This is a genomic window from Bowmanella dokdonensis (genome assembly GCF_017254865.1).
GTDB lineage: Bacteria > Pseudomonadota > Gammaproteobacteria > Enterobacterales > Alteromonadaceae > Bowmanella > Bowmanella dokdonensis.
The window spans coordinates 145528-159394 of the sequence record NZ_JAFKCV010000003.1 but is presented as its reverse complement, the minus strand read 5'-3'; the positions used below and the strand labels follow the sequence as shown (position 1 = coordinate 159394).

Annotated in this window: 13 protein-coding genes and 1 pseudogene; 6 read left to right on the top strand and 8 right to left on the bottom strand. The window is 53.4% G+C overall.

The window, feature by feature from the left end; translation table 11 throughout:
* Positions 1-131: 131 nt before the first annotated feature.
* The 8 genes and pseudogenes from tyrR to pspA form a co-directional block, all read right to left on the bottom strand.
* Entirely contained in the window at positions 132-1688 is a 1557-nt protein-coding gene (gene tyrR, locus J0A66_RS06615; protein WP_206573009.1) for a transcriptional regulator TyrR, read from the bottom strand.
* A 227-nt stretch (positions 1689-1915) separates the two neighbouring features.
* On the bottom strand, positions 1916-2254 hold the full coding sequence (locus tag J0A66_RS06610; RefSeq protein ID WP_206573008.1) for a 4a-hydroxytetrahydrobiopterin dehydratase: 339 nt from the start codon (positions 2252-2254) through the stop codon (positions 1916-1918).
* 53 nt (positions 2255-2307) lie between these two features.
* A pseudogene (gene phhA, locus J0A66_RS06605) lies at positions 2308-3150 on the bottom strand (phenylalanine 4-monooxygenase); the annotation flags it as partial.
* 160 nt (positions 3151-3310) lie between these two features.
* Positions 3311-4273, bottom strand: a complete 963-nt coding sequence (locus tag J0A66_RS06600) for a TIGR01620 family protein (protein WP_206573006.1) — start codon at positions 4271-4273, stop codon at positions 3311-3313.
* An 83-nt stretch (positions 4274-4356) separates the two neighbouring features.
* The gene (locus J0A66_RS06595; protein WP_206573005.1) at positions 4357-5769 is read right to left on the bottom strand and encodes a YcjX family GTP-binding protein; all 1413 of its coding nucleotides are present in this window, start codon (positions 5767-5769) and stop codon (positions 4357-4359) included.
* Between the two features lie 86 nt (positions 5770-5855).
* Positions 5856-6278: an envelope stress response membrane protein PspC gene (gene pspC, locus J0A66_RS06590; protein ID WP_206573004.1), complete on the bottom strand. Its 423-nt coding sequence runs from the start codon at positions 6276-6278 to the stop codon at positions 5856-5858.
* Positions 6275-6514: an envelope stress response membrane protein PspB gene (gene pspB, locus J0A66_RS06585; RefSeq protein ID WP_206573302.1), complete on the bottom strand. Its 240-nt coding sequence runs from the start codon at positions 6512-6514 to the stop codon at positions 6275-6277. The genes pspC and pspB overlap by 4 nt, the downstream gene beginning before the upstream one ends.
* A gap of 29 nt (positions 6515-6543) precedes the next feature.
* Positions 6544-7227, bottom strand: coding sequence for a phage shock protein PspA (gene pspA, locus J0A66_RS06580; protein ID WP_206573301.1), 684 nt, complete (start codon positions 7225-7227; stop codon positions 6544-6546).
* A gap of 203 nt (positions 7228-7430) precedes the next feature.
* Here pspA and pspF point away from each other — a divergent pair, with 203 nt between their 5' ends.
* The 6 genes from pspF to J0A66_RS06550 are packed head-to-tail and all read left to right on the top strand — an operon-like array spanning position 7431 to position 13831.
* On the top strand, positions 7431-8528 hold the full coding sequence (gene pspF / locus J0A66_RS06575; RefSeq protein ID WP_206573003.1) for a phage shock protein operon transcriptional activator: 1098 nt from the start codon (positions 7431-7433) through the stop codon (positions 8526-8528).
* Positions 8528-10144, top strand: a complete 1617-nt coding sequence (locus J0A66_RS06570; RefSeq protein ID WP_206573002.1) for an ABC transporter substrate-binding protein — start codon at positions 8528-8530, stop codon at positions 10142-10144. The genes pspF and J0A66_RS06570 overlap by 1 nt, the downstream gene beginning before the upstream one ends.
* Before the next feature lies 1 nt (position 10145).
* Positions 10146-11177 carry an ABC transporter permease gene (locus J0A66_RS06565; protein ID WP_206573001.1) on the top strand — a complete coding sequence of 344 codons (1032 nt, stop codon included), beginning with the start codon at positions 10146-10148 and terminating at the stop codon, positions 11175-11177.
* The gene (locus J0A66_RS06560; RefSeq protein ID WP_206573000.1) at positions 11164-12057 is read left to right on the top strand and encodes an ABC transporter permease subunit; all 894 of its coding nucleotides are present in this window, start codon (positions 11164-11166) and stop codon (positions 12055-12057) included. Before J0A66_RS06565 ends, J0A66_RS06560 begins: the two co-directional genes overlap by 14 nt.
* The gene (locus J0A66_RS06555) at positions 12057-13052 is read left to right on the top strand and encodes a peptide ABC transporter ATP-binding protein (RefSeq protein WP_206572999.1); all 996 of its coding nucleotides are present in this window, start codon (positions 12057-12059) and stop codon (positions 13050-13052) included. Before J0A66_RS06560 ends, J0A66_RS06555 begins: the two co-directional genes overlap by 1 nt.
* The gene (locus tag J0A66_RS06550) at positions 13049-13831 is read left to right on the top strand and encodes an ATP-binding cassette domain-containing protein (RefSeq protein WP_206572998.1); all 783 of its coding nucleotides are present in this window, start codon (positions 13049-13051) and stop codon (positions 13829-13831) included. The genes J0A66_RS06555 and J0A66_RS06550 overlap by 4 nt, the downstream gene beginning before the upstream one ends.
* The last annotated feature ends 36 nt before the right edge of the window (positions 13832-13867 follow it).

Sequence of the window (13867 nt, the reverse complement as noted above, 5' to 3'; positions counted from 1 at the left end):
TTCCCGGATGTGCTTAAAGGTTACCTCATCATGTCAGCGATTGTTATGTCAAAAGGCAACTTTTGCCTGACGAGCGCCGCCCAGGGGGAGGCCGGGCGGTTGCTGTCACCGCCCCGGCTCATCAGGCGTAATCACACCTTTACAGTCTTCTTGTTAATACCATATTCACGCAGTTTGTTGGCGATGGCCGTATGACTGAGCCCCAGTTTCCGCGCCAGTTGCCGCGTACTGGGATAGCTGGGATAGAGACGTCTGAGCAAGTCCTTTTCGAAGCGCTTAACCTCCTGATCCAGCGTCCCCTCGATCTCCTCCGGAAAATAGGCCGGACTACCATTACTGCTCGGCAACTGAATATCTTCCTTGCCCAGTTCATCCTGCTCCAGGAGCGTCATTGCGCGGTAAAGGGCATTTTCCAGTTGTCTGACATTGCCGGGCCAGGGATAGGACTGCAAAAATTCCACGCATGACTTGTTCAGCTTGGGCGGGCGGCGGCCCAGCTTGAGGCTCTGCTCTTGCAGAAATTGTTCCGCCAGCCCGATGATGTCAGATTTACGCTCCCTGAGCGGTGGGACTACCAGACTGAGCACATTGAGCCGGTAGTAAAGATCTTCACGAAAACGCCCATCCATGACCATCTGGCCCAGGTCTTTCTGGGTGGTTGCGATGATTCTGACGTTGACCTTGACCTCAACGGCATCGCCCACGCGCCTGAACGACCCATCCTGCAATACCCTTAAAAGCTTCGCCTGCAGAGACAGTGACATGTCCCCCACTTCGTCGAGCAATAAGGTACCTCCTTCTGCCTGTTCCAGCAGACCGGTCTTGGCCTGATCGCGACCATAAGTACCAGAGGCACAGCCGAACAACTCGAGCTCGGCCATTTCATCAGGAATAGAGGCGCAATTGAGTACCAGCAGGGCCTGCCCAGCGCGGCGACTGGCCTCATGACATGCCCTGGCGATGAGCTCCTTGCCAACGCCTGTTTCCCCGTAAAGTAGAATTGGCGCATCCAGCTCAGCCATTTTCTTCGCCTCGCGGACCATCTTTTTCATCTGACTGCTATTGGCCAGCACTTCGGTAAAGGAGTCCCTTCCTGCCTGGTGAAACACGGTCAGTTGCTGGCCCAGGCGATACTCTGATTTGAGCAACAACACGGCACCGGCCAGGATAGAAGCGCCTTCTCCCTCAGGCACCACCACAGGCAGGATATCGGCAAGAAAATCCTGCTCAATGAACTTAACCTTCTGGGTCTGGGCCAACACTTCTTTACTCTCCAGCCAGCGCAGAAAGTTGAAGCCCTTGACCAGTTCGCCTATTTCCTGACCCACCACATCCTGATAACTGCTCTCCAGGCTGGAGACCACCGCTTCATTGACCAGCAGTATCTGCCCCCGGGTATCTATGGAAAAAACCGGGTCGGGTAAGGTCCTAAGCAACGCACGAAGTTGATTCTGCTCCCGCTCAACCGGCATGAAAGGGGTGGTTTTAACGTCTTCGATTCCCTCGATCCGACGGATCTTTGGCATCAGGTGCTGAAACTCGGCAAACTCGATATTGGGAAAATGCAGGAATATTTTTCCACTCTTATCTATTTCGATTCCACGTAAATCGATTTCGTATTCGACCAGGATATCAAGCACATCCTGAGTTATACCGAGCCGATCCTTACAACTGATCTCCAGACGCATAGATGAATCCGACATGTTAAAGTTGTAAACATTTTATGACAATAACAAGGTGGAGGACAGAAAAATGTCTCGAGGATCAGGTACGACTAGTGGGTAAATTCCCTGGGATGGAGGGGCAGATTGAATAGAAAAAGGAGTGTCAGGATTTAAAAGTACGGAAACACTGGGAAAGACCAAATCCGGGAAGCAAACTGACAGGCCCCGACGCACGCCGGAGCCATCCAAAATCAGTCGAATAGTTTATCCGTCTTGGCCGCGCAGATAAAATCGTTCTTATGCAGTCCTTTGATGGAATGTGACCACCAGGTAACGGTGACCTTGCCCCATTCCAGAAGAATGGCCGGGTGGTGTCCTTCCTCTTCGGCCATGTTACCCACCTTGATAGCAAACTCCATGGCCAATTTGAAGTTCCTGAACTTGAACTCTCTTTCCAACTGCATGATGTTGTCCCGCACATGGGGTACCCAATCAGGAATTTCTTTGATCAGGGTTGCCAGTTCCTCATCTGTAACCTTCGGCGCATCGGCCCGGCAGGCTTCACATTTCTGTTGTGTCAGTTCAGTCATCTGAATGATTTTCCTTAGCTTTAATTAAAATGTCAGACCTGAGCTTATCCGGCTCAACTGGCCATCTTCTGTGGTTTCGGAGGAAACTTGGGGTCATGCAGGCCCAATGCTTTGGCTTTTTCTACCAATGCCATCAAATCCAGCTCTGCCAGTTCGAACAGATCATCAAGACCATCCAGAATATAATAAACGGGCTGCATGATATCGATTCGATAAGGGGTCCGCAGGGCTTCCACCGGCTCCATCCTGTGCCGCTCTGGTTTGTCGCTCTCCAGGGCATAGATAGTCTCACCCGGCGATGACAGAATGCCACCGCCGTAGATGCGCAACTCATTCTGCTGACGCAGTAGGCCAAACTCAATAGTGAACCAATAGAGTCTGGCCAGATATACCCGGTCCTGTTTGCTTGCGGCATACCCCAGCTTGCCGTAGGTATGGGTAAAGTGAGCAAAGGCCGGGTTGGTCAACAGCGGGCAATGACCAAAAATTTCATGGAATATATCTGGTTCCTGCAGATAGTCGAACTCTTCCCTTGTGCGGATAAAAGTCGCCACCGGAAACTGCTTGTTGGCCAGCAGACGGAAGAATTCGTCAAAGTTGATCAGGGCTGGCACCTTGGCCACCTGCCAACCGGTTTCCCTTTCCAGGACCTCATTGACTTCATGCAATTGCGGAATACGGTCCTGGGGTAAATTCAGCAGTTCAAGGCCGTGCATAAATTGATCGCAGGCCCTGCCCTGGATGATATCCAGTTGCCTGGCAACCAGATCACTCCATACAGCATTTTCTTCATCTGTCCAATGAATGACCCCCTTCTCGTCTGCCTGACGGGAAACATACTGGGTTGTCTTAGTCATAAATTCTGTCACTCGTTGCTGGTTTGCCCTGACTGAAACGGCAGGGTCTGATAGTTGGACGTGAGTCTACTGAATTGTATGCAAAGAAAAAGCGACTTCCCCCTTTCCCGGCCCCGGCAAGGCGTAACAATAATTTTACATGGAGGGTCAGTAACAGGGCTTCCAGACAGTGAGGAGCCCTGCTGCGGCAGACAAGGAGTCAGGTGGTTTTCTGAGCGGCTTCCGGCGTATCCAGCTTTTTCAGCCGTTTGACCAGATCGGCAGCAATCTGACCCAGGTGGGGTCTCTTAACACTGATAAAGGGAACAGGCCTGCACACCTGCATTGCCTGGAGGCCAAATCTGGCCGTCAGCACCCCAGCGCCCAGTCCCTGAGCCGCACGGGATGATATTTTTGCGGTCAGACTGCCACCCAGGGCCCAGGCCGATGCATCGGCTGCCAGTTCGCTGGCCCCTGCGTACAGCATGGAATGACACATACGCTGAAGCAGACGGACCTTGGCCCAGTAGCCGGGCCTGACACCATAGCAGGCGCAAATCCTGTTGACCATGCGCAGGTTGCGCCAGAACACCAGAAGCATGTCGAGCAAGACAAAGGGACTGATAGCAATCATGACAGCAGAAGCGCTGGCCTCCTGGCTGATGTGCCGAAGGGCTTTTTCATCGGCCTCCTGCAACACCTGCTGTTCGAACAAATGCATTACCTCCCGGTCTGAATGATGCTCCTGCATGGCATCCTCCCAACGAACGAGGGCTTGTCGGCTATCCAGTGGCAACTTGTCAGCAAGTTGCAGACAGTACCCGCGGGCTTCTCCTATTGCCGGGCTCTGTGCCAGCCACTTGGCTTTATCCTGCTGAGACTGCCTGATGTCGAGCTGTCGCAGGGCCCGCCATTCCCTCCCCAGGAACACTGCTGCCGCCAGCCCTGCGGCACCGAGCAGCAGATACCAACCCACTGCCAGCCAGTCGTCTAACTCGATACTCCTGGTAATACCCACAGCAAACTGGGCGCAACCCAGGATCACCAAGACCAGTAGCAACCAGAACAGGAGCCTGGGCCTGAAGGAAATCGACTTTTCTGTAGGGAGCTCGGCAGCCTCTCCTGAGCCGGGGTCCACATCCAGCTCTCTGGGAGGCGATGCCAGTCGGATCGCTTTTGACAACTCGCTGTCTCGCTGTGCTGGCTCTCCTGGGTCAGCCTTCAGCCTGATCGCCGGCCGTAAGGCCTTATTCTGACGGTCATTGTTCATCGCAATTTATCCCCCAACAGGAATTCGAGCATCTGATCCATACGGATATGTGGCAAAGCCGACAACTCTGTCGAAGACTGGGGGGAAAACTGAGGAAAATCAAAGCCCTGAGTCGACCAGAACGCCGGGGAGGGTCGACCGACGGGTACATCGCCCGGATACAGGGTCAGCGGCTGGCCTTGCTTGTCGTGACCGGTCAGTACACTGAGGGTCTTCCCCTGATAATCAGCTTTACCGCTTTGGGATGCCCGGATCGCCGCCAGCGCCGTAGTTTGGATACTGACACCTTCATAATGAATGGTCTGTCTGGCCTCATGTATCATCGACTCCAGCAAGCGAATCAGATTGTCCTGCTGATCAGCAGTGATGTGATCGGCCTTACTGGCAGCAAACACCAATTTATCGATTCGTGGCGAAAACAAACGCCTGATCAGGGAGTTGCCACCGTAATGAAAACTCTGCAATATCCAGTTTATCGCCTGCTGCAGTTCGTTGAAGGCTTCCGGGCCTTTATTCAGAGCCGACAGACAATCCACCAGTACTATCTGGCGATCAAAGTCACGGAAGTACGCCCGATAAAAGGGCTTGATCACCTTGTCCCTGTACTGGTTGTACCTGTCCATCGCCAGGCTGAGATTTGAACCTATTGGCACCTGTTGCCAGTCAAATCCGCCTGGCAATCCTAGAGCGGGTATAAATTGCAGAATAGGTGCACCTTCGAGCTCCCCGGGCAAAACAAAACGCCCTGGTTGAATCAGTTCCAGTCCCGCCTCCTTGCAATCCCGCAGGTATTGCCGAAAACATTCAGCCAGTTTCTGCAACTGCAACTCGTCCCCTGGCGCCAGCCAATCCAGTTTGGAGGCCTGTTCCCGAAGAGTTCGCGATAATTCCTGCCTGATACTGCCTTGCATCTGTTGCTGACAATACAGAGTCCACTGAGCAAAATTCATATCCAGCAAAGGCAAATCCAGCAACCATTCACCCGGGTAGTCGAGAATATCCAGAATCAGTGTCGAACGGTTGCTGACCAATTTACGCAGTCCGGAGCCTGGATAGTAGCGAAGATGCAACCGGATTTGACTGACCCCCCGGGTGGGCACTGGCCAGGCTGGCGGGTTGCCCCTGAGCATTTCCATGGCCTGTTCATACTCAAACCTGGCCAGTCGCAGGTCAGGCTGCACGGCTCGTTTGGCGCCAATAAAGCGGGATTGTTTGCACACTGAAAAAAATGGCAGGCTGGACGTACTGGCGCCTTCCATCAATTGATTGATCAAAGAAGTGATAAAGGCCGTCTTGCCGGCACCGCTCAGCCCCGTCACCGCCAGCTTCACATGTTGATCGCTCAGGCGGTTGGCCACTACCCGGGCCCTGGTTTGCAGTTTGTCCAACAGGTTGCCTTGGCGCGACATGCTGCTTTCCCTTTTATAACACCATTGTATATAAACAAAAGGACGGCCTTGTGACCGTCCTCGACCTCCACGCTAATGAAGTTATTTTACAAACGGCTGATCTCACGATTGAGTTGGAATTCCGGCGAGGTCACATAGGTTTCCATCCGGCGCAAACGCAATTCCAGACGGTCAAAACGCCCTTTTATATCATGAAATGCCTGCCTGGGAGGTTCACCCGCCTGCCAGACCCGGGACTTGACTTCTACATGGCTTTCTTCCCTGTTGTACCATCCCTTTCCCTGCATCTGGCCAAATACCGATTTGTCGGTGGTACCCGGCTTCTTGTCCAGAATAAACCAGGCGGCAATATACGCCATGATGAAGAAGGGACCCGACAACAATACCGCTGAGACGATGATGATGCGAATCAGCCAAACCTCCCAACCGAAATAGTCGGCGATTCCTGCACAGACTCCGGCAATTTTACCCCGTTGGGGATTACGATAGAGTTCACCTTTGGTCTTCATGCACGGTTCCTCCATTGCGGCGCTTCGGCATCCAGAATGGCCTCCAGGGTCTGAATGCGTTCAGCCATAACTTCGGCCTTGTTCGCCAGTTCTGTTAGGGCGGCGAACTCTTCCTGAGACAGCCCCTGCGCTACCTGTTTTTTACTGCGATAGTGCATGACCAGCCAAATGGGCGCCACAAAGATCAGAAAGATAACGATGGGTGCCACTATGATTCCAATTACGCCTTCCACGATAGTCTCCTCAACACCTGCTAGTGGTTAATTCAAGCTTTGCTATTGCTTTTGGCGTCTTTTGATTTCATCTTTTTCTTCAGGGCCGCCAGTTCATCATCTATCTTATCACCGGCTTCCAGGGCCGCAAATTCATCCGCCAGGCTATGTTTACCCAAATCATAGGCTTCAATCTGGCTTTCCAGGTCATCAATTTTGCGCTCATAACGCTCGAAGCGACCCATTGCCTCGTCAACCTTGCCACTGTCCAGACTGCGTTTGACTTCCAGCCTTGATTCGGCAGTTTTCTGGCGCAGGATAATGGTTTTCTGGCGTGCTTTGGCGTCGGCCAGCTTATCCTGTAACTGAGCCGTCTCGCTCTGCAGCTTGGAAATCTGCTCTTCCACCAGCTTCAGCTCTTTCTTCAGTGCTTCGGCATGTTCAGCGGCTTTTTTCTTCTCCATCAGGGCAGCCTTGGCCAGGTCATCCCTGTCCTTACTCAGCGCCAGCTCAGCCTTGGCCTGCCAGTCCAGTGACTGCATCTCCAGCTTGGTGATCTGAGCACTGATCTCTTTCTTGCTGGCAATGGTCTTGGCGGACGTTGAACGCACCTCAACCAGTGTGTCTTCCATTTCCTGAATAATCAGGCGGACCATTTTTTCCGGATCTTCTGCCTTGTCCAGCAAGGCATTGATGTTAGAGTTCACTATGTCGGTGAAACGGGAGAAAATACCCATAATGCATACCTCTTTGTCATTGACTGCGATGGCCATGGCTTTGGCCTCGTCTGGGTTTTACTATTCAATTACCAGGCCAACCGCTACAATTAGCTAACCTCTTGATTTAAGAGCCTTATTAAATTGCTACCTTTTTAGGTTTGCCTGGAATATTATTAATCCCAACCACAAATTAGTCTTTTAGACCACTTTTAAGGATTGCAGTGAGCCGTTTTCGCCAACAAGACAATCTGATAGGCCAATCCAACAGTTTTCTGGAAGTATTGGAACAGATATCCCAAATCGCTCCTCTTAACAAGCCTGTCATGATCATCGGAGAAAGGGGCACGGGTAAGGAGCTGGTTGCAGCAAGGTTACATTATCTTTCCGGACGCTGGGATCAGGCGTATCTGAAGCTTAACTGCGCTGCCCTGAACGACAATCTGTTGGAAAGTGAACTGTTCGGTTATGAAGCCGGTGCCTTTACCGGTGCGGCCAAAAAACGTGAGGGCCGATTTGAAACCGCCAACAACGGCACTCTGTTCCTGGATGAGTTGGCCAATACGTCAGGGCTGATTCAGGAAAAGCTGCTGCGGGTCATTGAGTACGGTGAGTTTGAGCGGGTTGGCGGCTCCCGTAGTATCAAGGTGGATGTACGCCTGATTGCCGCCACCAATGAAGATTTGCCCGCGCTGGCCGAACAGGGAGAATTCCGCGCCGACCTGCTGGATCGGCTTGCCTTTGACGTCATTACCCTGCCTCCTTTACGGGAGCGCCTGGAGGATATCCTGATCCTGGCAGAGCATTTCGCCATCAATATGGCCCGCGAACTTGAGATGGAATTGTTCAGTGGCTTTACCGAGAGAGCCAAACGGACCTTGCTGGAATATGACTGGCCCGGCAATGTCCGGGAGTTAAAGAATGTCGTCGAGCGTTCAGTTTACCGGTGTAATAATCCCCATTTACCCGTCCATCAGATTGTCCTCGATCCCTTCGAATCGCCTTATCGGCCCACGGGGAGGATTAAAACCCGTGACAGAATCACACCATCTGTCTCAACGGTCTCTGAGAAAAAGCCGGAGAGTCTTCCTTCAGCCAACAGCCACAACGGGGCCGCAAATCAGCTCCCTCATTTCCAATTCCCGGTCGATCTGAAGACGCTGTCCCAGGACTTTGAAATGGATCTGTTACGCAAGGCTCTGTCGGAAAGTCAGTTCAACCAGAAAAAGACTGCCGACAAACTGGGGCTGACTTACCATCAACTCAGAGGCTACCTGAAAAAGTACAATCTGCTGGATACCGCAGCAAGAGAGCAGGATTGATGAATAAATTGCACTGGCTGGGCCTGGCTATGCTGGTTCCCTTGGGCACCGGCTGCCAGGATCTGCAGGACAGAACGGTGCAACGTCAGGGACTCATCTACTGTTCAGAAGGCAGTCCGGTAACCTTTAATCCACAGTTGGATATCTCCGGCACGACCGCCGATGCCGCTGCCCATCAGATTTATGACCGACTCCTGGAGTTTGACTCGCAAACCAGCAAGATAGTCCCTGCCCTGGCAAGCAGTTGGCTGGTCAGTGACGATGGCCTGACCTATACCCTGCAGTTGCGTAAGGACGTAACTTTTCACAGCACAGAGTATTTTCAGCCGACCCGGCTCTTCAATGCCGATGATGTGTTGTTCAGCATCAACCGCTGGAGGCTCAGCACCCATCCTTTCCACGCTGTTTCCGGAGGAACCTATCCCTACTTCGAGAGCCTGGGTTTGCAGGAAATGGTGGAAGAAGTCAATCGTATCAATGGTTACAGGGTGGAAATCAAACTCAAGAAGCCGGACAGCTCCTTCCTGGCGACACTGGCCACAGACTTTTCCGTTATGCTCTCGCAAGAATATGCAGACCAATTGATGGCAGCCGGCGATCCAGACTCCATCGACACTCTCCCCATCGGCACCGGACCTTTTAAGTTTGAACGCTTTCGTAAGAATAATTACATTCGCTATCAGAGACATCCGGACTACTGGGATGGTCCGGCCCACCAGAAGCACCTGATCTTCGATATCACCCCAAGCAGTTCCATGCGACTGGCCAAGCTGATCACGGGGGAGTGTGACGTCATTGCTTTTCCCGCCCAGACAGAACTGAAGGTAGTGGAGGAAAGACCCGATCTGGTCCTGGAAGAAAAGCCCGGACTTAACGTCGGCTTCTGGGCTTTCAACACCAACAAGCCGCCGTTTGACGACGAACGTGTCAGGCGTGCCCTGGCCATGGCCATCGACAAGAACACTTTACTGGACGCCGTTTACTTTGACAGTGCGGTGGCCGCCAAAGGACTGATTCCCCCGACTTCATGGGCCTATGATGAATCACAGAAGGAAGTGCACTATAACCCGGTGATGGCCAGGCAATTACTGGATGAAGCCAATATCCCGGCCGGGTTCAGCATGGACATCTGGGCCATGCCGGTTGAGCGGGCTTACAACCCCAATGCCACCAAGATGGCGGAGCTGATACAGAGCTACCTTCAGCGGGTGGGGATCCGGGCCAATATTGTCAGCTACGAGTGGGCTACATTCCGGCGATTGCTCAGACAAGGTATGCATGACTCTGTGCTGATAGGCTGGTCGGCGGACAACGCCGATCCGGACAATTTCTACCGTCCGCTGCTGAGCTGTTCAGCCATTGCATCCGGCACCAACCGGGCGGGCTGGTGCAATCCGGCTTATGACGATCTGATTGATGAAGCCCTGCGCTATACCGAGGAGGAGATCCGCCAGTATTACTATCAGCAGGCTAATGACATTCTCTCTGCACAAATGCCGCTGGTACCCATTGCCCACGCTTACCGATTCCAGGCCTACAGGCGGGGAATCACCGGTTTGGAGATCAATCCTTTCGGCGGCATAAGATTCGCCAAGGTGGATAAGGCGATGCAATAAGATGTTGATTTATCTCGGCCGTCGATTGAATCTGCTGGTAATTACCCTGCTGATCCTCTGCATTGCCTCCTATATCCTGGCTTTTCTGGTTCCGGGCGACCCGCTGATAAACCTCTCGGGCAATCCCTCTCCTTCGGCCGATCAGTCCGCCCAGCTCAGACTGATGTATGCCCTGGATCAGGGCTATGTTGCCGGTTTCTGGCAATACCTGAAGCTGACTCTGGCTGGCAACTGGGGGCTGAGCCTGACTTCGCAGAATCCCGTTTTTCAGGATATTCTGCAGTTCCTGCCGGCCAGTCTGGAACTGAGCTTTTATGCCATGCTGATATCGCTGCTGGTAGGGTTACCCCTGGGAATCATGGCGGGTCTTAAACACCGGAAGTTCGCCGACATGGGCATTTTGTCGGTCAGTCTGATGGGATTCTCCGTTCCGGTATTCTGGCTAGCCCTGCTGCTTATCCTGATTTTTGCCCTGCAGTGGGGCATGTTGCCCATCTCAGGCAGGTTGAGTCTGCTTTACGAAGTCCCACATCAGAGCGGGTTTATGCTGATAGATATCCTGCTTGCAGACATCTCAGATAAATCGGCGGTCCTCAACGATGCGATAAGACACCTGGTTCTGCCCACCCTGTCCCTGTCCATCGTAACCAGCGCTCTGGTAATCCGACTGACCCGACGCTCGGTGATCAATGTCATGAGCAGTGATTATATCAAAGCTGCCTATGCCAAGGGACTGAGCCATGCACAAGTGTTCTGGCGGCACGGCATGAAGAACGCCTTACTACCCATTATGCCCCAGTTGGCCATGCAGTTTACCGTGCTGCTGACCAATGCGATGATAATTGAGGTGATTTTTTCCTGGCCCGGTATCGGAGAATGGCTGATCCAGGCCATTTACCAGCGGGATTTTCCGGCTATCAGAGGGGGCATGCTGGCCGTCTCTTCCCTGGTAGTCATCTTTACCATCGCCGTGGATATTATCATCCGTCTCATCTACCCCCTGAGCAAGAGACAATTTCATGCCCAAGTCTAGTTTCTATGAGGAAGAAGTCTATCCCTCCCCCATGCGTCAGACCTGGAATGAATTTCAGCGCAACCATATCGCTCTGGGGGGACTCTGGTGTCTGGTCTTTTTTCTGCTGACTTCACTGGTGGGTCCCATGCTATTGCCTTACGGCCCCTTACAGCAGAACACCGACGCCTTATTGCTGGCGCCGGCATGGGCTGCCAACGGTGACATCGAGCACTTGTTTGGCACTGATGCCCTCGGCCGGGATATCCTCACCCGGGTGGCGCACGGTTGCCGCATCACTTTTGGGGTCAGTTTTATCCTCGTCATATTGTCCATGCTGGTTGGCTGCAGTATTGGCGCTTATGCGGGCATGAGCCGGGGTATTCGTTCCAGTGTTATCAACCATCTGCTGGATGCCATCATGGCTATCCCGACTCTGTTGATTGCCATCATCATCGTGGCCATTCTCGGTACCGGCCTGATGAATGCCATGTGGGCCATCTCACTCGCCCTGATCCCACAGTTTATCCACCAGACCCGGGACATTGTGCGCCGGGAGTTTCACAAAGAATACGTCACCGCCGCCAGGCTGGACGGAGCCGGCAACAACAGGATCCTGTTTCACAGTATCTTGCCCAATATGATAGAGATGCTGGTTGTGCAGGGCACCATGGCCTTGTCGGTTGCCATCCTGGATGTTTCCGCACTGGGATTTCTGAGCCTGGGTGCCCAATCCCCTTCCCCTGAACTGGGCGCCATGTTGTCCGATTCGCTGGAAACAGCCTATGTGGCCCCCTGGAGTATTGCATTGCCTGGCGCCGCTATTTTCCTGATGGTATTGTCCATTAATCTGGTCGGTGACGGCCTGCGTACCGCCCTGAAGAACAGGTTGACCCAATAATGCCTCTGCTGGATATCAAGAACCTGACCCTGGAAATCGATACCGCCCTTGGCTGGGTCAAAGCCCTGGACAAAATCAACCTGAGCATCGACAGCAAAGAGGTGCGTGCCCTGGTGGGAGAGTCGGGGTCGGGCAAGAGCCTGATAGTCAAGTCCATCGTCGGCGCACTGCCTGACAGGTGGCGGGTTACCGCCGACAGAATGAACTGGAAGGGCCGGGACCTGCTGTCCATGTCGGACACGCAGAGGCGTAATATTACCCGCAATGAGATGTCGGTTGTGTTGCAGAATCCGACCACCACCTTGGATCCCTCTGCGACCCTGGGTGAGCAAATAGGCGAAAGCATTCCCGACAGCATGCTGGACAAAGGCTGGTTCTGGCAGCGTCGTGCACAACGCCACACCATCGCCATGCAACAATTGCACAAGGTGGGGATCAGGAACCACGAACTCTGCCTGTCCAGTTACCCTCATCAGTTACCGGATGACGTATGCCAGAAGTTCGCCATCGCCATGGCCCTGGTCTCAGATCCTAAGTTGCTGATTGCCGATAACCCGACCATGGGTATGGAAACAACGACCAAGATTCAGGTCCTGAGGCTGTTGGCCAAACTCAACAAGACAAGGGGACTGAGCATACTTTTTGTCAGCCATGACCTGCTGGCCATTTCAGCCATGGCGGACACTATGACCGTCCTCTACTGTGGGCAAACAGTGGAAAGCGGACGCATGTCACAAATCAAGCGCCGACCACTGCACCCTTACACACAGGCACTGCTGGACAGCGCACCGAGTTTCCGCCGGGATCTGCCGCCCAAGGCTGCCTTATCCTGTCTGGAGGGAACCATTCCGACCTTGCAACATCTGCCCATCGGCTGCCGTCTGGGACCCAGATGTCCGCGGGCACAAAAGGATTGCGTGAAAATGCCCGCCGTCAGGCGCATCCATGATCATCACTATGCCTGTCATTTTCCGTTGCACAGGGACAAGCCATGACACCGTTGTTAACCGTCAACAACCTGACCTATTGCAAAAAGGTCCGCCCCTGGTTGGGTAAAAAGGAAATCTTCCGTCTCGCCCCGGTCAGCTTCGAACTCAAGGCAGGTGAAACCATGGCAATAATGGGCGAGAACGGCTCAGGAAAATCCCTGCTGGCCAAATTGCTGGTGGGGGTGGAGCGTCCCTCTGGCGGTAATATCCTGCTCAACGGCGAGGCGCTGAGCCATTCAAATAAGCAACAGCGTTTCAGGGCCATCCGCATGATATTCCAGCACAGCAAGGAATCACTGAACCCGGCTCTGACTCTGGGAAGCCTGCTGGAAGAGCCGCTTATCCTGAATACCGACCTGGATGCACCGTCCCGTAAGAAAAAGATTGAGCTGACGCTGACTCAGGTGGGTATGCTGCCGGAACACCAGTATTTCTATCGGCATATGCTCTCCGAGGGACAGCGTCAGCGTGTCGCGGTAGCCAGGGCGCTTATCCTCAATCCGCAGATTATCGTCGCTGACGAGCCGTTTGCGGCCCTCGACCCTTCAGTGCGCTCGCAGACCGTGAACCTGCTGATGAAGCTGCAACGTGACCTGGGGCTCGGTTTTATTTTCATCTCCCACAACCTTGGCATTGTGCGGCATATCAGTGACAGGATCCTGGTGCTGGCTGACGGTAATGTGGTGGAATCCGGCAAGACTGACGTCATCTTCAACTGGCCGAAATCCGAGTATACCCAGCGCCTGATTCAGGCCTATCAGGCGCTGATCACGCGGGATGACTAGTCCAGAACGGGCTGTTGCCGGGGTAGCTAGCTGAAA